Below are 18828 nucleotides of genomic sequence, written 5' to 3' on the forward strand. Positions count from 1 at the left end.
ACGTCGGTTCGCTCCCGGCCGCGCGCGGCGGCAAGCGCACGCCAGGGCGTCAGTTGCCGCCCTGGTCTTCCTTCAACTGCGGCAACCCCGACGCCTCGCCCGGCGCCAGCAGGCCGACCTGCGAGTAGATGCGCAGCTTCTCGCGCGTATCGGTGATGTCGAGGTTGCGCATCGTCAACTGGCCGATCCGGTCGCGCGGCGAGAACATCGACTGCACCTTCTCCATCGACAGGCGCTCCGGCTGGTACGTCAGGTTCGGCGAGCGCGTGGCGAGGATCGAGTAATCGTTGCCGCGGCGCAGCTCGACCGTCACCTCGCCCGTGACCGCGCGCGCGACCCAATGCTGCGCCGTCTCGCGCAGCATGATCGCCTGCGGATCGAACCAGCGGCCCTGGTACAGCAGGCGGCCGAGGCGGCGGCCGTTCTCGCGGTACTGCTCGATCGTATCCTCGTTGTGGATGCCGGTGACGAGACGCTCGTACGCGATATACAGCAGCGCGAGCCCCGGGGCTTCGTAGATGCCGCGGCTCTTCGCCTCGATGATCCGGTTCTCGATCTGGTCGCTCATGCCGAGGCCGTGGCGGCCGCCGATCCGGTTCGCCTCGAGCAGCAGCTCGACCGCATCCTTGTATTCGACGCCGTTCAGCGCGACCGGACGGCCCTCTTCGAAACGGATCGTCACTTCTTCCTTGTCGATCTTCACGTCGTCATGCCAGAACGCGACGCCCATGATCGGATTGACGATCTTGATGCCGCTCTCGAGGCTTTCGAGATCCTTCGCCTCGTGCGTCGCGCCGAGCAGGTTCGAATCGGTCGAGTACGCCTTCTCCGCCGACATCTTGTACCCGAAGCCCGCCTGGCGCATGAATTCGGACATTTCCGCACGGCCGCCGAGCTCGTCGATGAACTGCTGGTCGAGCCACGGCTTGTAGATCTTCAGGTCCGGATTGACGAGCAGGCCGTAGCGGTAGAAGCGCTCGATGTCGTTGCCCTTGTACGTGCTGCCGTCGCCCCAGATGTTGACGCCGTCTTCCTTCATCGCGGCGACGAGCATCGTGCCCGTCACGGCGCGGCCAATCGGGGTCGTATTGAAATACGTGACGCCGGCCGTCGAGATGTGGAACGCGCCGCACTGGAGCGCCGCGATCCCCTCGGCCACGAGCTGCGCGCGGCAGTCGATCAGGCGCGCGCCTTCGGCGCCGTACTGGATCGCGCGCTTCGGGATCGAGTCGTAGTCGTCTTCGTCGGGCTGGCCGAGGTTGGCCGTGTACGCGTAAGGAACGGCTCCCTTGATGCGCATCCAGTGCAGCGCGGCGCTCGTGTCGAGGCCGCCGGAGAACGCGATGCCGACCTTCTGGCCGGCCGGGAGATTTTCAAGAATCGTGGTCATGACGAAAACCGTTCAATCAGTTGGAAGGGGGAATTTGGCGGAATCCAAGAGTATCGGCTGTGCCTGATTATGAGGCAAGTCTCGCGCGCGGCGCGGCCGGCCGGAGATTCGGGGCGTTCGGCGCGGAGAATCGGCGGCCGTGCCGCGATTCGGCGGGCCGCGCGGGCGCGGCCGGAAGGCCGCCGCGGCCCGGCTGGAAGGGCTTTGCGGGGGATCGCCTAGGGATCTGCTCGGGATCGGCCGAGAGCGGGCGATGCGTCGCGCCTGGCTCGGCGATGCGCCTGCGGCTCGAACCATCCTGCGAGCGCTTTGCGGCGGCCAAAGGATTGGATTCGGCCGGGATCGATCGGCGGTTCGACTCGGACTCAACCCGAGTTCGAATCGGGCTCGAGTCGAGTCCGAGTCGGGAGCGATCCGCGTTGGCTCCGCGTTCCGGGCGGAACCGGGCGGATTCGACGTGTCTTCCTGACGGTGATCGCACAAGGCCCGAGAGCCGCTCAGCGGCACGGCAGCGGGCCGGCGGCCAGACATCCGTCGGCCCGCCGCGCCGGTCGACGCGGAAATCGGCCGCCGTCGAGCGCCGCCGACGCGCGTTCGGGCGTCAGGCACGTGGGCGCACGGAGCAGCCGATCGCCGAGCCCCGACCGACGCGCGTCCGAACCGGCCATGCCGACGCCGGCGGTCGGTCAAGCCGCGACGAGCACTCCTGGAACGAAATTCATCCGGCCGCCTTGTTTCAGATTTCACCGCGCGCCGCCCGTCGATAATCCCCGCACGCTGCAATGGCGAGGAATGGCGAGGAAGCGAGTCATGTGACGCCCGATGCGCATCGAAATGTTCAACGATCGCGGCAAGAAAACGGCGATGGTCTCGATCGAACAGGCGGCGGCGCTGCTCGATACCGAGGACGTGGATGCCGCGATCCGGTACCTGAGCCAGTTGCGCGCGTCGATGCGGCCGCGATTCCGGAAGTCCCGCCGCGCTCGCCGCAGTACGCGACGAAAATAAAGCCATGCTGGCACATCGAAAAGCACCGCCGTACGACGGCGCCGTTTTGTTCGTGCAGCGCACCGAGCTCGGCCAGGCGAGCTTAGCGTTGCCGACGCATAGCCTCGCGAAGCTGCACGAATCGCTCACGCGCCATCTCGAGTCGGAGCAGTCGATGATCCGCACGATTCGCGGCTACGGCATCGTGAAGATCTGCTTCCAGCCGGGCGTGACATCCGCACGGCCGCCGCGCACGTGGCGTCGGCATCGCAGACCGTGCTCAAGCAGATGCCGCCCGGCACGACGCCGCCGCCGATTCTGAACGGCAACGCGTCGACGGTGCCCGTGCCGTAGATCGGCGAAGTCGCGCGCGAGCAGGAGCGTGTCGCCGTTCGCGCACTTCGGCCGTCGCGCGCACGACAGGCGCGACCTGATCGCCCCCGGTCTTCAGCGCATGATCGAGCGTCGTTCCTTCGCGATACGCCGCCGGCACAGGCGCAAACGCGAGCACGCCGCCCGCGATATGCGCGCCGTTCGCCGGAAAGAAGCCGTAATAGTTCGCGTGCATCCGCTCGTGATCGAGCCGGTGATGAATCGCGTCGGCGGTTTCGCCGTCAGGCATCGCATTGCATCGCGATAGATCATCTACCAGTCGATCACGCGCGACATCGGCCTCGCGCTTCATGTCGTACGTGATCGCCGTCACGATGCGCCGCGCGCGCAGTGAACCGCATCAGCCCGCCGCGCGCTGTCCCTTTCCAGTCGCGCCCCGATCGCCGCACGTGCGCGCGGACGCATTCGCAGGCGCTTTGCAAGCGCCACCGGCAGCATCGGCCGCGCGCCGTTCGCTTTCGATGGCCTTCCGTATCAGCGTCACGTCGGCGATCGGGCCGCCTTCGCCCTGCACCTTTGCGTACGACATCGCCGGCGCGAACAAACTGGCCGCCAGCACCATTGCGCTCACCGTCCGCTTCATCGCCAACCCCACTCTCGTCTCGTCGGTTCGTTGCCCGTCGCACCGCACACACGGGGCATACGTTGCGTGCGCCATCCGTGAACCCGACGATAGCAACGCGCACAAGACGTTTCGCGAACAGCGGCATGAACAATTATTTAGATATCCGCTCTAAATCTCAAGGCACTGTTTCGCGGATGCGCGTGGATGAAACTCGCGTCACTCGTGCGTTGCCGTTTCGACACATCGCGACGCTTAAGCCTTCATTCCGCGATCGGCGCCTCGGCCGGCATCGCCGGGCAATCCAACGGCCGCCCGAATCGGAGCATCGAATACATGAAGGAGTCGCAGATGAAATTCCCGGTCTGCACGCTCGCCTGCACGTTCGCGCTGACGCTCGGCGCCGCCGCGCACGCCGCGCCGAAGCTCACGCCCGCGCAATGTTCGGACTACCCGTTCGCGCACACGAACGGGCCCGTCACGCGAGCGCAATTGATGAACGAATTGTCCGAACTGGAATCGGTCGGCTACAACCCTTCCGCCGGCGACGAGAACGGCTATCCCGACGACATCGACGATGCGCAGCAAAAGCTGATGCAGAAATATCAGACGGATTGCGTCGGCGCGGGCGGCTCGATCTCGTCGAACGGCAACTGACGGCGGTGCGTACGCCCCCGCATGCCGTTACCCGCGGCACGGTGCGGCGGCCCGAGCGGCCGCGTGTGCGATCCGCCGCCCGTCGCATGTCGCATGTCGCATGTCGCATGTCGCATGTCGCATGTCGCATGTCGCACATCGCACATCGCACATCGCACATCGCGTTAGCGCGCGTCACGCGTCGTCCGGTTCCTTCTGCCGCAGCGTGACGAATTCCTCGGCGGCGGTCGGGTGAATGCCGACCGTCTCGTCGAATTGCGCCTTCGTCGCGCCTGCGCGAATCGCAATCGCGACGCCCTGGATGATTTCCGCCGCATCGCGCCCGACCATGTGCGCGCCGACCACGCGCTGGCTGTCGCGCTCGACGACGAGCTTCATGAACGTCTTCTCGTCGCGGCCGGACAGCGTGTGCCGCAGCGCGCGAAACGACGTCTTGTAGATGTCGAGCGCGCCGAACTCGGCGCGCGCGTCCGCCTCGGTGAGCCCGACCGTCGCGACCTCCGGCTGGCTGAACACGGCGGAAGGAATGTACCGATGGTCGGCCGCGATCCGCTTGCCGCCGAACAGGTTCGCCGCGAGCAGCATGGCGTCGCGCGTCGCGACGGGCGTGAGTTGCGGACGGGCGGTGACGTCGCCGATCGCGTGGATCGACGGCGCCGTCGTCGTCGAATACGCATCGACTTCGATCGCGCCGCGCGCATCGCGCGCGACGCCGGCCGCCTCGAGCCCGAGCGCGTCGCAATTCGCGACGCGCCCCGTCGCGTACAGCACCGCGTCGTACGGCCCGTACGCGCCCGTCGCGAGCTTGAGCGTCAGCGCGCCGTCGGCGCCGCGCTCGATCGCCTCGACGCTCGAGCGCGTGTGGATCGCGACGCCGTGCTTCGTCATCTCGTCGTGCAGCACGCGCCGCACGTCGTCGTCGAAGCCGCGCAGGATCTGCTCGCCGCGATAGAACAGGTCGACGTCGGCGCCGAGCCCGTCGAAGATGCCCGCGAACTCGACCGCGATGTAACCGCCGCCGACGATCGCGATCCGCCCGGGCAGCTCGGGCAGGCTGAGCGCCTCGCGCGACGTGATCGCGTGCTCGATGCCGGGAATCGGCGGCATGACGGGCCGCGAGCCCGTCGCGACGCCGATGTGCCGCGCGGTGACGCGGCGCCCCGCGACGTCGACCGTGTGCGCGTCGACGAGCGTCGCGCGCCCCGCATGGATCTCGACGCCCGATTTGTTCAGCAGATCGACGTAGACGCCGCTCAGGCGCGCGATCTCGCGATCCTTCGCTTCGATGAGCGTCGGCCACGAGAACAAACCGATGTCGAAGGTCCAGCCGAAGCCGGCCGCATCCTCGACGTCATGGCCGTAATGCGATGCATAGACAAGCAGTTTTTTCGGAATGCATCCGCGCAGCACGCAGGTGCCGCCGATCTGCTCTTCCTCGGCGATGCCGACGCGCGCACCGTAGGATGCCGCGACCCGGCCGAGGCGCACGCCGCCCGAGCCCGCGCCGATGACAAAGAGATCGTAATCGAATTCCATGGCGTCGCCTGATCAAAGCCTCGATGACCCGACGATAGCAAGATTTCGCCTTTCGTGCGGCGGCGAGCGCGCGTACTGTCATGCACCGCAATCATCTGTGGATTGCGCGCGGCGAAAAAAAAGCGGAAGGCGATGCCTTCCGCTTCGTGTCGCGCGAGATACCGGATCTTCGCGCCGACGCGTCACGCCTGCGATGCGTCGCTGTCCGGCGCGGCGGCGTTCTCGCCGTCCGCCGCTTCGTCGTCCTTCTTTTTCTCGACGAGATTCTCGAGCGCCTCGGCGCCCTTGAAGCCGCCAACCGCGGCCGCGGCCTTCGTCAGCAGGCCGGCATCCGGATCGACCTTCTCGGCTGCCTCGACGGCCGCCACCGCGCCTGCAATCTCACCTACCGTATTCAAGATTCCCATCGCAATCACCGTTTAGGTTGAACGTGAGCGAGCATGATTGCATGGACATTCATGCAGCGCCGCGTTTTGTAACATTCGGTAGCGCCCGTTACTCCGGGCGCCACCGCTCGCGAGAGCCGATGCGCGAAACATCGGCGAAGGCGCGCTCCGGCGGACGACAGCGAACCAGGCACGCACGCGCGGCGCGATCGGCGACGATCGCGAAGCCGCGCGCAAGCAGCTTAGCTCACTCCCGCCCGCGCAACTGTCAAACTATGTCGGATGGTTTTCGTCCGGCTTTCATTCGCAGGAATCCTCTACTTTCCCGCGAGCGGCACTACGCACGGCGCGCGCCGCGCGCACGCTTGGGCTCATTCGCTTGCGCCGGATGCGGGCGCGGCCGCCACGGCGCCGGTGCTCGCCGGCACGTCGGATGCGGCGGCCGCCGCGACGGCCGCATCGTTGGTCTTGCTGCTCACTTCGTCGTCGTCCGTTCTCGTGCACGCGGCGATCAGCAACACCGCGATCATCGATGCAGCCCACGCGTAACGCTTCATCCTGTCGCTCCCGCAAGAATTGGAATCGTCGGAAAACGGCCGGCTGCGCGCTGCGAACGGCCGCACGCGCCGGCTACCTGAAAAACGCCATCTGCACGACCTTCACGATCACGAGCCCGACCGCGAGCACCAGATAGCCGCGCAGCACGCCCATCCAGATGCGCGTCGACATCGTGATCCGCGGCGCGGGCAGCGTGTCGAGCGGCGGCATCCGCCACGTGTCGCGCAGGCTGCGGTCGACGGCCGGCTCGGCCGGCTCGATGCCGCGCTTGCGCAGCGCGAGTGTCGCGACGTAGCCCGCCGCCGCGAGCAGCGTGCCGCCCGCGAGCACCTCGAGCATCGTCTCGCCGCTCATGTCCGGATACATCACGGACGCCGTCAGGATAATCGACAACATCACGAGCACCCAAATCACCGCGCCCGTGAACAGATTCAGTTTCGTCGAGTTGACCCACGGGCCGAGCACCGCCTTGTCGTTGCACAGCAGCAGCAGGAACACGGTCGCGCTCGGCAGCAACACGCCCGCGAGCGTCTGCACCGCTTCCGTGAGCAGCCCGAGCGGGCTGCCCGGAATCAGCACGAGCGCGGCCGCCGCGGCAACGATGCCGAAATAGACCAAGTAGAAGCCCTTCGCGTCCGACACGCTGCGATGAAGCGAGTGACGGATCTTGAACACGTCGCCGATCGCGTACGCGGTCGCGAGCGACACCGCCGCCGCGCCGATGATCGACGCGTCGAGCAGCGCGATCGCGAAGAGCGTCGCGCTCGTGTGGCCCGCGTACTTCGCGAGGCCCGCGATCACGCCGCCCGCGTCGGTGAAGTTGCCCGCCTCGGGGCGTCCCTCGAAGAGCGCCGCACAGAACGCGATCATCGCGATCGCGCCGATCATCACGAACACGATGCCGATCCACAGGTCCACCTTCTCGTATTTCATGAAGCGCGGCGTGATCCGCTTGTCGATCACGTAGCTTTGCTGAAAGAACAGCTGCCATGGCGCGATCGTCGTGCCGACGATGCCGATCACGAGCAGCATCACGTCGGAGAGCTTCGCGTGCGTGGGCCAACCCGGCACGAACAGGTCGCGCGTCATCTGATGCACGGGCGGATGGATCGATACGAGCACGGGCACGAGCAGCAGGCTCAGCAGGCAGAGCACGACCGCGAAGCGCTCGAACCGGCGAAAATCGCCCGTGCTGACGGCCGCCATCGTGAGCGCCGCGGCAATGCACACCCCCGCAACCTTCGACACGCCGAAGAAGTCGAGCACGAACGTGATGCCGATGAACTCGGTGACGATCGTGAGCGCGTTCAGGATGAAGAGGTCGATCACGCTGAACGCGCCCCAGAACTTGCCGAAGCGCTCGAAGATGAGGCGTGCGTGACCGACGCCCGTGACGGCGCCGAGACGCAGCACCATCTCCTGATTCACGAACAGCACGGGCACGAGCAACAGCAGCGTCCACAAGAGCGTCGTGCCATAGTTCTGGCCCGCTTGCGTATAAGTGCCGAACGCGCCGGCGTCGTTGTCGCCGACCATCACGATGAGGCCCGGCCCGAGAATCGCGAGCAGCGTGCGCAAACGCGCCCACCAGTTGTTGCGAGGCGCGGTGTCGTGATGCGCGATCGTGCCGAGCGCGCCCTTGATGTCGCCGATGTGCGCGTGATCGAGGACCGCGCTGCGCTCGACGGCGATGGGGGGCGAGACGTCGGTTGGCGTGGACATATGGGTTCTCCCCGGTAGGTATGGTTTTCGTCGGCGCGCATCCCCGGCATGCGCGAAGCGCAAGCACCGCGACGCGGCGCCGCGCTCGGCGCATGCCGAAGCGCATCGAGTTTCAGGAAATCAGCGCTTTCAGACGCTGCCAGAACGAGACGGCCGCCGGCTTGCCGGCGGATTCGAGCGACAGCATCGCGTCGTAGTGGACGCGCGATTCCTGGACGTGCGGCAGTTGCGACAGAAGCAGACCGAATTGCATGATGATTCTCCGGGCGCGGGTTCTCGCGCATGGCGGGAAGCCGCGTGCCCGAATCTCATGCGCGCGATGCGCTTATCGATCGAGCCCCACGCGCTTCCCTTGATGATCGAAATCGAAAAGATCGAGGGTGCGGCATATGGGATAACTGTCACAGTCCGGCATGTCGGCTCCTTGTCTGACGGTTGGCTTACCGCGTGCACGCATGCACGACGAGCGCGCACGCGAACACGCGCGCTCGACGCGCCGTCATGCGAAGCATGCGGCAGCGCCGAGCGAACGCGCGCCGCGAACCGGGGTTCGCGGCGAATGCCGAACGGGCGCGCGAAAACGCAGCGCTCACGCGGCGCGAATCAAGGGTGCACGGGGAGTGGTACTCGGAACTGCGACGCGCACCGTCTGCCTGGTTGGCTCGACGGCGGCGATGAAAAGGGCGCGGACGTCTTGCCGGTCAGGCGAAATAACTGCTCGAAGATCGACTACTGCAGGTGTCCAAGGCGGATGCCCCATTTGTGAAGATGGCCGGATTCTAGGTAGGCGACAAACTCAATGTCAATGACGTTCATCGACTTCGCGAAAAAAAATTTCCGCGTTTGCGGCGCTGTAAGTTTTTACGCGATGAAACCGGGCCCGTTGCTTTCAATCGCTCGCGAAAGGAAAGTCATCGAAAGCCGGAACGCACGTCGTGCGGCGGCGGCTGCGCGCACGCACGCGCCGATTTCGACGGATGCTGATCGATCCGGCATCTTTATTCGTTTTTTACTTGCGCGCCCACGCGCGGCACGCATACAATCCGCCGCAATTCGTCACAGAAGGAGAGTCCCTCGTGGACACGTCCCCCAGTAGTTGCAGTTCGATGCCGGTCGAAGCCGGCAACGCAATCGCGCGCTAGCCGCCTGGTTCTCCTTCGCCGCTAGCTCGCATTGGTCGAGTTAGCGCGCTTCATCGCGGGTGGCCTTCGTCCGCCCCGTCCGCAGCACGCTTCCTCTGTTCAGTTCTCGTCGCAGGCCGCCTTCCGGCGCGCAAGCGATGCGTTACGTCGTCCGGCGCAGGCCGGAGCGGACGGGAGCGAAGTCATGTTTGTTCAATTTTTCAAGGCTAAGCTCGGACGCTACGCCCATCTCGCGAGCCACCGGATCGTCGTGTCGTCGATCTCGCCGCTCGCGCATGCGGCGAACGCTTCGAGCAACGGCACGGCGCCGGGCGCGGGGTTTCTCGTCTGGCCGGTCAGTTGCGCGATCGTCGGCGCCGTCGCGGGCGCCGTCGGGATCGTCGCGCTGCTGTCCGCCTCGGGTTGTCGCACCGGTCTGAATCAGGCGATGCGCGTTAGCTGGTGGTTCTCGTAAGCACCCGGCAAGCCCGACGGTTCGCCGTGTCCGGCGGGCGACCTCAAGCGGCGAGCGGGCGGTATCCTCGCCCGCATTCATCCAAGCAACGATTCGTCATGAAGAAAACCATCCATCGCATGCTCGTCAAATCCGGCGTCGTTTCCGGCCTGCCGTTGCTGCTGTCGCTCGGCGTCTCGCCGCCCGCGCTCGCGCAAGCCGCGAATGCCGCCGCCGCGCCCGCTCCCACCGGCTTCTGGGAGCGTTCGAACCTGTTCGGCGACATGGGCGGCCTGCGCACCAAGCTCGGCGATCACGGGATCACGCTGAACCTGCAGGAAACGAGCGAGTACCTGCGCAATCTGTCCGGCGGCACGCGCCGCGGCGGCGCGTACGACGGCCTCACGCAATTCGGCTTCAGCGTCGACACCGAAAAGGCGATCGGCCTGCCCGGCGGCACGTTCAACGTGTCGGGCCTGCAGATTCACGGCACGAGCCTCACGTCGCGCAATCTGCAACTGCTGCAGACCGCGAGCGGCATCGAAGCCGAAGGCACGACGCGCCTCTGGGAGCTGTGGTACCAGCAGTCGTTCGCGGGCGGCCGCGCCGACGTGAAGATCGGCCAGCAAAGTCTCGATCAGGAATTCATGGTGAGCCAGTACGCGGGCACGTTCATCAACGCGACGTTCGGCTGGCCCGTGCTGCCCGCCGTCGACATGCCGGCGGGCGGCCCCGCGTACCCGCTGTCGTCGCTCGGCGTGCGGCTGCGCTACAAGCCGTCCGATGCGTGGACGGTGATGGCTGGCGTGTTCGACGGCAACCCGGCGGGCGACGCCGGCGACGCGCAGCAGCTCAACCTTCACGGCACGAACTTCAACCTGCACAACGGCGCGCTATTCATCGGCGAGTTGCAGTACGCGCTCAACGCGCCGCCCGCCGATCCGAAGGCGCCGCAGCCGGCAGGCCTGCCGGGCATGTACAAGCTGGGGGTCTGGTACAACTCGGAGCGCTTCAACGATCCGCGCTACGACACGAACGGCATGCCGCTCGCCGATCCGGAGAGCAACGGCGTCGCCGCGACGCATCGCGGCGACTACGGCCTCTACGCCGTCGCCGACCAGATGGTGTGGCGCCCGAGCGCCGACAGCCCGCGCTCGCTGAACGTATTCGCGCGCGTGATGGGCGCGCCGGGCAATCGCAACGTGGTCGATTTCGCGCTGAACGCGGGCGTCACGCTGAAGGCGCCGTTCGCGGGACGCGACAACGACACGGCGGGCCTCGCCGTCAGTTACGCGAAAATCGGCTCGCACGCGCGCGGCAACGACGGCGACGTCGGCGTGTTCACGACGCCGGGCTATCCGGTGCGCCGCGCGGAAACGCTCATCGAAGCGACGTATCAATATCAGGTGACGCCGTGGTGGCAGTTGCAAGCGGACTTCCAGTACGCATTCCGTCCGGGCGGCGGCATTCCCAATCCGAACGACCCGGCTACGCGCATCGGCAATGAAGCGATCGTCGGCGTGCGCACGACGATCACGTTCTGAAGCGTTTCGCGTTCCTCAGCTTTCGCATGCCTTTCACGTTTCGCGCGCGGTGCCGCCGCCAGCGGCATCGCGCGCGCACCCGTCGCTCTCGCGCCGTCAAATTGCTTAAACCGATTTGTCACCGGAATGCCATCAGAAAGTCGGCTCCGCACTTTACTGTGGCTCGTTCGGCCGCGCGCGAGCGGCGCTCCGCATAACCGAGCAATTGCGCCACGCGGCCGGATGCGGCATGCTGAACCGGACGCCCATCCCACGCGAACGCCCGGCTCGGCGCCTCCCGACGAAAGTCGCCTTCACGCGGAGCCATCAGCTTGTTCTGTTCCGATCTCGCCGCTTGCCGCCACGATCGCCCGAACGATCGCGCCCCCGCCGCTCGCATGCGCCGCCACGTTCGCAAGGCCGCGCGATGAAGGCGCTCGCATGGCTCGCCGGCGCCGTCGCCGCGCTGCTCGCGGCGGAGCTGATTTCATTCGGCGACATCGGGCATCTCGTCGCGCTGCTCGCCGCGTCGCTCGCCGCGCTTTGCGCACTCGCCGCCGCGTTCGGCTGCGCATATACGCTGTTCGCGGCGATCCTCACGCAGCGTTTCTTCGCACGCGCGCCGCACGAGCCGCGACACTGCCCGCCCGTGACGATCGTCAAGCCGCTGCACGGCACCGAGCAGGCGTTGTTCGCGAACCTCGCGAGCTTTTGCGAGCAGCGCTACGACGGCCCGATCCAGTATTTGTTCGGCGTGCACGATCGCGACGATCCCGCGCTGCGTGCCGTCGACGCATTGCGCGACGCATTTCCGCGCGCACACGTGACGATCGTCGCCGACGCACGCCTGTACGGACCGAACCGCAAGATCGCGAACCTCGTCAACATGCTGCCCGCCGCCGCGCACGACGTGCTGATCTTCGCGGACAGCGACGTGAGCGTCGGCCCCGATTACGTGCGGCATATCGTCGGCGAGCTCGACGAACCGGGCGTCGAGCTCGTGACCTGCGTGTATCGCGGCCGTCCCGATCCGGGCTTCTGGCCGCGCGTCGAGGCGCTCGTCACCAATCACCAGTTCCTGCCGGGCGTCGTGACGGGCCTCGCGCTCAAGCTTGCGCGGCCGTGCTTCGGCCAGACGATCGCGATGCGCCGCGCCACGCTCGACGCGATCGGCGGCCTCACGCAATTCGCACACCATCTCGCCGAGGATCACGCGATCGGCGAAGCGGTGCGCGCGCGCGGCGCGCGAGTGGCGGTGCCGCCGTTCGCCGTCGAGCACGGCTGCGTCGAGACGCGCGTCGCGCGGCTCGCCGAGCACGAATTGCGCTGGAGCCGCACGATCCGCGCGGTCGATCCGCGCGGCCATCTCGGCTCGCTGCTCACGCATCCGCTCGCGCTCGCGCTGCTCGGCGCCCTGCTGTCGAACGGCGCGGCGTGGGCATGGTCGCTCGTGCCCGTCACGCTCGTCGCGCGCATCGCCGCGAAGCACATCGTCGATCGTGCGACGAAGCGGCCGGTGCGCGACCTGTTGCTGCTGCCGCTCGCGGATCTGATCGCGTTCGGCATCTTCGTCGCGAGCTTCTCGTCGTCGCGCGTGATCTGGCGCGGCTTCAGCTTCGATGTCGACCGTGACGGCCGCCTGTGCCCCGCGCCTGAAAAACGCCCGAATGCCTGATCGGCGCCGCGCGTCGAATAGGCCTTTCTTCGTCATGCAAAACGAATCGACTCGATCTCGAACCGGCACGCCCGCCGTGCTCAACCGGCAACTGATGAAGCACGCGGGGCGCATCGCTGCGCTCGCGGGACTCGCGGTATCGCTCTGGCTCGTCGCGCGCGACAATCCCCGCGAAGTGCTCGGCCTGATGCGCGCCGCCGGCGTCGGGCTCGTCGTCGCGGCCGCGTCGCATCTGCTGCCGATGCTCGCGAATGCGAAGGACTGGCAGACGCTGATCGCGCCGCCCGACCAGCCGCGCCTGCGCGCGATGCTGCGCCTCGTGTGGATTCGCGAATCGGTGAACGGGCTGCTGCCCGTCGCGCGCATCGGCGGCGAGTTCGTGTCGTTTCGCCTGCTGCGCGCGCACGGCTTGACGGCGCCCGCGGCGAGCGCCAGCCTCGTGTCCGACATGCAGCTCACGCTGATCAGCCAGGCGCTCTTCGCGCTCGCGGGCGTCGGCTATCTGCTCACCCGCGCGACGTCGGACACGCTGCGCGTCGCCGGCATGTTCGCATGGGGACTCGCCGCGCTCGCGCCGCTTCTGATCCTGTTCGCACTTGTTCAACATGCGAAGCCGTTCGAGCGCGCGATGCACGCGCTCAATCGCGTCGCGGGCGGTCAACTCGCGTCGCTCGTCGATCGCTCCGCGCAGATCGACGATGCGCTGAAAGCCGTCTGGCGGCGGCGCGGCACCGTCATGCGCTATCTGTTCTTCTGGCAGCCGCTGCAGCATCTCGCGACGTCGATCGAGATCTGGCTCGCGCTGCATTTTCTCGGCGCGCCCGTGTCGCTCGTCGATGCGCTCGCGATCGAGGCGCTGATCCAGGCGCTCAGCAGCGCCGCGTTCTTCGTGCCGGGCGGGCTCGGCGTGCAGGAAGGCGGCTTCGTGCTGATCGGCGGCGCGCTCGGGCTCGATCCGGCAACGTCGCTCGGGCTCGCGGGCGCGCGGCGAATCCGCGATCTGCTGATCTTCGTGCCGGGCCTGCTCGCCTGGCAGTTCGCGGAGGCGGCCGTCGCGGCGCGCCGTTCGTAGGCGCTCGACGCGGTTCGGCGAGCGCACGCGCGCCGTCACGCCACTTTCAATTTCCGCATGCATGATCGGGCTGGACCACATCTCGATTCGCGCCGGCGCGCGCATCGCTCGACGCGCGTTCTCGCACCGGTGCATCACGTCGCACGACGAAACAATCGAAGACATTGACGCCGCACACGAATCGCAGCGAGGCGAAGTCCTTGCTGTCGATACGGTGACGCTTCCCCGTTGCATCGATTTCTTGTAACGTTTGCGAGCCGTTGGCGGGATCGAGGACCGCCGGATCGCGACGCGCTGCAGGTCGCGGTCCACAACCAATACAAGACTCACAACAACAAAGGAGGGGACATGCGATGGCAATACCCAACTGCGGCCGCGCTCGCGATCGCCGCATTCGTGTGGGCCTGCGCGCGGATCGTGTCGACCGATGCCGCGCCCGCCGCCGCACCGGCTGAGCGAGCGGAATCGACCGTTCCCGCCGCGCAGGCGAACGCATTCACCGCCGCGTCATCGGCGGCGCCGCGCTCCGCGCCGCCGCCGCTTCCCCCGCGCGTCGCCGAGTACATCGCGCACGAATACGCGAATTCGGCCGTCACGCGCGAAGCGCTCACGCAGATCGCATATGGCTGGAGCCAGGCCGTCAACGACGTCCGCGATCCGGCCGACGCGAAAACGGCCGGCGACGCGATCGCGAAAGGCATCGCGTGCGCACTGAGCGCACGCGTGCTCGTGAAGGCGGGCGTCGACCAGCAGACGATGCTCGACCGGATCAAGGGCACGCGCGCGGTCATGCTCGACACCGAAGCGGACACGCTCGCCTACATCCGCTTCCAGTCGCTCGCAGGCGGCCAGTTCTTCAACGATCCCGGCTCCGCCTCGTGCGGCTTCAATCCAACGTCCATGCCGAATTGAGCTTACCCGTGCTGTAGCGCTTCAACCATCAACCGAGGGGACTTTCGATGAAAAAGTTAGTGACGCTGATGATTGCCGGCGCGCTCGTCGCGCTGCCCTACTCCACGCGCCTGAACGCCGCGCAGACGGTGACGGCCGCAACCGCCGCAACCGCCGCGCCCGGCTCCGCGATCGTGTTCGTCAACGGCATCAACAACACGTTCGACGATGCGATCGCGAGCCTGCAAGTGCTGAAGAACGAGCTGAACGCGCGCGACACGAGCAACGCCTACGTGTACGGCAACGCTTACAACGCGACGCAGGGCGCGTTCAACGATCTGTGGCAGGTGTTCAAGCAAAAATCGGTCGAAGGCACGAACCCGGCGGACTTCTGGCGTGCGATCGACGGCGGCGCGATTCCGGCGGGCGGCATGGACGCGGCGCTGCAACAGAAATACATCGACATCCTGACCAAGAACAACATTCCAGAGCTGCCCGATCACCTGAACCAGTACCGCACGTACCTGCAGCAGAGCCGCAAGGTCGTGCTCGTCGGCCACTCGCAAGGCACGCTGTACGCGAACTTCGAGATGAATCTGCTGATCACCGGGCCGGATCGCGCGCAAGGCAGGATCAGCGCGGTGAACGTCGGCAACGCGGCGCGCTATCTGCTGCCGGGCTCGAGCTATCTGACGTCGTCGTCGGATACGGTGATCGGCAGCCTCGGGCTCGTGCAAACGGTGCTGCCGTCGAACTTCTCGCTCGGCTTGCATCTGCTCACCGATCCGCTCGGCCATTCGTTCACGAAGATCTACATGAACCAGTCGTTCACGGCGGCGAAGCAGATCCTCACGCAAGTATCGCAGCAGGCAAGCAACACGGTGATGGCGGCGCGCTAACCCGCACGGCGTGCGTCGCGTGCGATGCACGCGCTGCGTTCTCGCCTCGTGCGACGCGGTTGGCGCGCATCGACGGCGAATTGCGCGGCGCGCCGCATGCCGCAACGAAAAAAGGCCCGCGCGCGCGGGCCCTTTCCGCCGTTCCGCGCGGCGTCCGGCCGCTCAGAAGATGTTGCGCAGACCGATCGCGACGCCCGTCTGGTTGCTGCGGCCCGGCAGTTCGACCGTCGCCGCGCCGTTCACCTTGTTGAAATCGACGGTGCCGTAGATCTCGGTGCGCTTCGACAGCGCGTACTCGACGAGGCCGACGAACGTGTAACGGTTGCCGCTGTCGAGCTGGCCGTTCGCGACCGTCGCGTTGCGCATCCGGTCGTAGTAGAACGCGCCCGTCAGCGTGAGCGCGGGCGTCGCTTGCCAGCTCACGCCGGCGAACGGACCGTCGTCGATCCGGCCCGTGCGCTTCGGCGCGCCGGTCGTGAAGAGGCCCGGTTGCTGCGCGAGCAGCGTGTCGACGAAGCCCGTGTCGTCCTTCGAGTGCAGGTAGCCCGCGTAGATCTTCGCCTTGCTGAATGCGTAGACGACGTTCGCGTGATAGATCGTCTGCTTGCGGTTCGAGTTGTCGCTGTTCTGCTGGACGCCCGCCGCGACGCTCACCGGCCCGGCGACGTACGACAGCGAGAAGCCGTACATGTTGCCCGCGCCCATGTGGCCGGGAATCTGGCCGGAGAAGCCGCCCGAGCCCGTCGACGACGTCGAATCGGTGCCGAACGAGTACATCGCGCCGATCGTCAGGCCGCCGAACGTGCCGCGATACTTGACCGAGTTGTCCGCGTACAGGCCCGCGCCGAGCGCGACGGGCAGCCACGCGTTCTCCAGATAGTTGCCGACCGTCAGCGGATCGTACGTATCGCTCAGCAGATCGAACAGCACGGTCTTCTGGCGGCCGAGCGTCACGGTGCCGTACTGGCTCGTCAGGCCGACGTAGGCGGCGCGATTGAAGATGCGCTTGCTGTCCGAGAACGAGCCGTCCTGCAGATTGACGCCGCTCTCGAGATTGAAGATCGCCTTCAGGCCGCCGCCCAGATCTTCGCTGCCGTGCAGGCCGATGCGGCTGTTGGTGATCGCGCCGTTCGTCATGAAAAATCGGCCGTCGTTCTGCGCGTTCGAGTTGCTCAGATAGCGCAGGCTCACGTCCGCGACGCCCCAGAGCGTCACCGAACTCTGCGCCATCGCCTGCTGGCCTGCGGTCGCCAGCATCACCCCTCCTACCAGCCCCGCGATTTTGGTGGTTTGCTTCATGCGCTTTCCTTTGTGAATTGTCTCCGTCTCTTCTTCGGCCACGGCCGCGGCCGGCTCCGCCGCGCGCGGCGGGCCCACGAATCATATGACGATGTAAGCTCTGTAAAAAAATAAACGCCGCGAGAATCGCGGCGTTGTCGTGGTGGCGCAACGATGTGCGCCGGCGGACGGCGCTCGGGGGCTCAGGCGTCCTGCGCGCCGCGCTCGCAAAAGCGCAAGCGGTTGCCGAACGGATCGGCGATCTGCATCACCCGCCCCCAGTCGTATCGCTCGATACCCGGGCGCGCATACGGATAGCGCTCGGCATTCAGCTCGGCATGTAGCGCGTCGATGCCTTCGAGCGGCACGAAGACGGTCGAGCCCGGCGTCGCGTCGCCGTGATGCTCGCTCAGATGCAGGATCAGATCGCCGCGCCGCACCTCGGCGTAAAGCGGCAAGCCGGGCTCGAAGCGATGCTCCCATCCGAGCGTGAAGCCCAGGAAATCGACGTAGAACTCCTTTGCCTTTTGCTCGGAGAAGATCCTCAGCACCGGAATCGCGGAAGAAAACTGCATGAATACGCCCTCGCTATCGTTCTTGTTTCTTGGTCAATGCGTTCGATGGATTCGCCGCGCCGCGCATCGCGCGCAGCGTCGTCAGTCGCGTCGCGCGACGACATCCGCATCGTAGCGCGCGCGCCGAACGATTTCAGCGAACGCCGCGACGAGCAGCAGAACGGCGCCCCACAACGCGCCGTCGCCGATCATGCGCGTGACGAAGCCGCCCGCCACCGCGCCCGCCAGAAAGCACGAGCTGATCACGGCAAGCAGGCCCGAGTCGTGCAGCGCGAGCGCATCGTAGCGTGGGATCAGGCCGGCGAACAGCAGTTGCGCGGAGCGCCGCAGGTTGCCCGTCGTCATCACCGACGTGTACGACAGGTTCTCGAGATGCGTAAACGACATCGTCTGCAGCGTCGCGACGAACGAAATGCCCGGAATCAGCCACGCGCTCGACATCGCCGGCCAGCCGAGCAACGCGAACGCGAGGAAGACGATCTCGACGATCAGGCTGATGAACGCGGTATGCCGAATCAAGCCCTTCTGCGCGGCGAGGCCGAGCGTGTGCGCGACGAACACCGCGATCACGAAACCGACGAGCGGCGGCACGTGATGCAGCGCCTGCGCCCAGTCGCCCGCCGACACGTTGATCCCGAGCAGCGCGACGTTGCCCGTCATCGTGTTCGCGAACACGTGGCCGTGGCCGACGTACGTGTACGCGTCGAGATAGCCGCCCGACAGCGTGAGCAGCGACGCGACCGTCAGGTTGCGGCTTGCGGCGTCGAGATTCATCGTCCGTCGCGCGCCGCTCAGACCTTCTTCAGATAGCACGCCTTCAACATGAAATTGCCGGCGTCCATCTTGCAATCGACTTCGTGATCGCCGCCGACGAGACGGATGCTCTTCACCTTCGTGCCCATCTTCAGCGTGATCGACGAGCCCTTCACCTTCAGGTCCTTGATCAGCACGACGGCGTCGCCGTCGGCGAGCGCGTTGCCGTTCGCGTCCTTCACGACAGCTGCCGCGTCGTCATCGGCGGCACTCGCTTCGCCCGCGATCGGCCATTCGTGCGCGCAGTCCGCGCAAATATAATGTTCGCCGTCCGGGTACGTGTTTTCCATCGCGCATTGCGGGCAGGCGGGAAGAGTCGACATGGTGTTGCAGCCT

The 18828-nt window shown here is 66.6% G+C and carries 20 protein-coding genes and 1 pseudogene; 10 read left to right on the forward strand and 11 right to left on the reverse strand.

All coding sequences use genetic code 11. The features are described 5' to 3' along the window. Positions 1 to 49: 49 nt before the first annotated feature. Complete coding sequence (gene argG / locus WT60_RS18955) at positions 50 to 1390, reverse strand: argininosuccinate synthase (RefSeq protein ID WP_038748355.1); 1341 nt, start codon at positions 1388 to 1390, stop codon at positions 50 to 52. A gap of 822 nt (positions 1391 to 2212) precedes the next feature. On the opposite strand from argG, the gene WT60_RS34940 reads away from it, so the two are divergent. Beyond that, positions 2213 to 2398, forward strand: a complete 186-nt coding sequence (locus WT60_RS34940; protein WP_197419452.1) for a hypothetical protein — start codon at positions 2213 to 2215, stop codon at positions 2396 to 2398. Between the two features lie 133 nt (positions 2399 to 2531). Then, positions 2532 to 2725: pseudogene (locus WT60_RS35260) on the forward strand (hypothetical protein); the annotation flags it as partial. Here WT60_RS35260 and WT60_RS34550 read toward each other — a convergent pair. After that, positions 2658 to 3062, reverse strand: a complete 405-nt coding sequence (locus WT60_RS34550; RefSeq protein ID WP_222430142.1) for a hypothetical protein — start codon at positions 3060 to 3062, stop codon at positions 2658 to 2660. The pseudogene WT60_RS35260 and the gene WT60_RS34550 sit on opposite strands and share 68 nt — an antisense overlap. Here WT60_RS34550 and WT60_RS34555 point away from each other — a divergent pair. Together WT60_RS34555 and WT60_RS18975 are read left to right on the forward strand one after the other, a co-directional pair. Next, positions 3061 to 3507 carry a hypothetical protein gene (locus WT60_RS34555; RefSeq protein WP_156437530.1) on the forward strand — a complete coding sequence of 149 codons (447 nt, stop codon included), beginning with the start codon at positions 3061 to 3063 and terminating at the stop codon, positions 3505 to 3507. The genes WT60_RS34550 and WT60_RS34555 overlap by 2 nt on opposite strands. A gap of 176 nt (positions 3508 to 3683) precedes the next feature. After that, positions 3684 to 3989 (forward strand): DUF4148 domain-containing protein, encoded by a 306-nt coding sequence (locus tag WT60_RS18975; protein WP_038748633.1) that lies wholly within the window; start codon positions 3684 to 3686, stop codon positions 3987 to 3989. A gap of 174 nt (positions 3990 to 4163) precedes the next feature. Here the strand turns inward: WT60_RS18975 and gor are convergent, their stop codons facing one another. The 5 genes from gor to WT60_RS34560 all read right to left on the reverse strand — a co-directional run bounded on the left by gor (position 4164) and on the right by WT60_RS34560 (position 8444). After that, positions 4164 to 5525 (reverse strand): glutathione-disulfide reductase, encoded by a 1362-nt coding sequence (gene gor / locus WT60_RS18980; protein ID WP_038748361.1) that lies wholly within the window; start codon positions 5523 to 5525, stop codon positions 4164 to 4166. A 182-nt stretch (positions 5526 to 5707) separates the two neighbouring features. Beyond that, entirely contained in the window at positions 5708 to 5932 is a 225-nt protein-coding gene (locus tag WT60_RS18985; protein ID WP_038748363.1) for a hypothetical protein, read from the reverse strand. 350 nt (positions 5933 to 6282) lie between these two features. After that, positions 6283 to 6468, reverse strand: a complete 186-nt coding sequence (locus WT60_RS18995; RefSeq protein WP_038748365.1) for a hypothetical protein — start codon at positions 6466 to 6468, stop codon at positions 6283 to 6285. 73 nt (positions 6469 to 6541) lie between these two features. After that, positions 6542 to 8191, reverse strand: coding sequence for an NRAMP family divalent metal transporter (locus tag WT60_RS19000; RefSeq protein WP_059643248.1), 1650 nt, complete (start codon positions 8189 to 8191; stop codon positions 6542 to 6544). A 112-nt stretch (positions 8192 to 8303) separates the two neighbouring features. After that, entirely contained in the window at positions 8304 to 8444 is a 141-nt protein-coding gene (locus WT60_RS34560) for a hypothetical protein (protein ID WP_038748367.1), read from the reverse strand. A gap of 1073 nt (positions 8445 to 9517) precedes the next feature. Here WT60_RS34560 and WT60_RS19010 point away from each other — a divergent pair. The 6 genes from WT60_RS19010 to WT60_RS19045 all read left to right on the forward strand — a co-directional run bounded on the left by WT60_RS19010 (position 9518) and on the right by WT60_RS19045 (position 15826). Beyond that, positions 9518 to 9787, forward strand: coding sequence for a hypothetical protein (locus WT60_RS19010; protein WP_038748370.1), 270 nt, complete (start codon positions 9518 to 9520; stop codon positions 9785 to 9787). Between the two features lie 98 nt (positions 9788 to 9885). Next, a complete protein-coding gene (locus tag WT60_RS19015) occupies positions 9886 to 11310 on the forward strand; it encodes a carbohydrate porin (RefSeq protein WP_060355818.1) in 1425 nt (474 codons plus the stop codon). A gap of 406 nt (positions 11311 to 11716) precedes the next feature. After that, positions 11717 to 12964: a bacteriohopanetetrol glucosamine biosynthesis glycosyltransferase HpnI gene (gene hpnI / locus WT60_RS19025; protein ID WP_038748373.1), complete on the forward strand. Its 1248-nt coding sequence runs from the start codon at positions 11717 to 11719 to the stop codon at positions 12962 to 12964. Positions 12965 to 13055: 91 nt separating this feature from the next. After that, positions 13056 to 14036, forward strand: coding sequence for a lysylphosphatidylglycerol synthase domain-containing protein (locus tag WT60_RS19030; RefSeq protein WP_186448591.1), 981 nt, complete (start codon positions 13056 to 13058; stop codon positions 14034 to 14036). A 348-nt stretch (positions 14037 to 14384) separates the two neighbouring features. Beyond that, a complete protein-coding gene (locus WT60_RS19040) occupies positions 14385 to 14948 on the forward strand; it encodes a hypothetical protein (RefSeq protein ID WP_060355817.1) in 564 nt (187 codons plus the stop codon). 59 nt (positions 14949 to 15007) lie between these two features. Next, positions 15008 to 15826 (forward strand): hypothetical protein, encoded by an 819-nt coding sequence (locus tag WT60_RS19045; protein ID WP_038748379.1) that lies wholly within the window; start codon positions 15008 to 15010, stop codon positions 15824 to 15826. A 162-nt stretch (positions 15827 to 15988) separates the two neighbouring features. Here the strand turns inward: WT60_RS19045 and WT60_RS19050 are convergent, their stop codons facing one another. The 4 genes from WT60_RS19050 to WT60_RS19065 form a co-directional block, all read right to left on the reverse strand. Further along, entirely contained in the window at positions 15989 to 17125 is a 1137-nt protein-coding gene (locus WT60_RS19050) for a porin (protein WP_038748634.1), read from the reverse strand. 182 nt (positions 17126 to 17307) lie between these two features. After that, positions 17308 to 17679 carry a glyoxalase superfamily protein gene (locus WT60_RS19055; RefSeq protein ID WP_060355816.1) on the reverse strand — a complete coding sequence of 124 codons (372 nt, stop codon included), beginning with the start codon at positions 17677 to 17679 and terminating at the stop codon, positions 17308 to 17310. A gap of 81 nt (positions 17680 to 17760) precedes the next feature. Continuing rightward, positions 17761 to 18453 (reverse strand): YoaK family protein, encoded by a 693-nt coding sequence (locus WT60_RS19060; protein ID WP_060355815.1) that lies wholly within the window; start codon positions 18451 to 18453, stop codon positions 17761 to 17763. Between the two features lie 17 nt (positions 18454 to 18470). Further along, positions 18471 to 18815, reverse strand: a complete 345-nt coding sequence (locus WT60_RS19065) for a zinc ribbon domain-containing protein YjdM (RefSeq protein WP_038748385.1) — start codon at positions 18813 to 18815, stop codon at positions 18471 to 18473. Positions 18816 to 18828: the final 13 nt, after the last annotated feature.

It is taken from the genome of Burkholderia sp. MSMB617WGS (assembly GCF_001532025.2).
Lineage (GTDB): Bacteria > Pseudomonadota > Gammaproteobacteria > Burkholderiales > Burkholderiaceae > Burkholderia > Burkholderia savannae.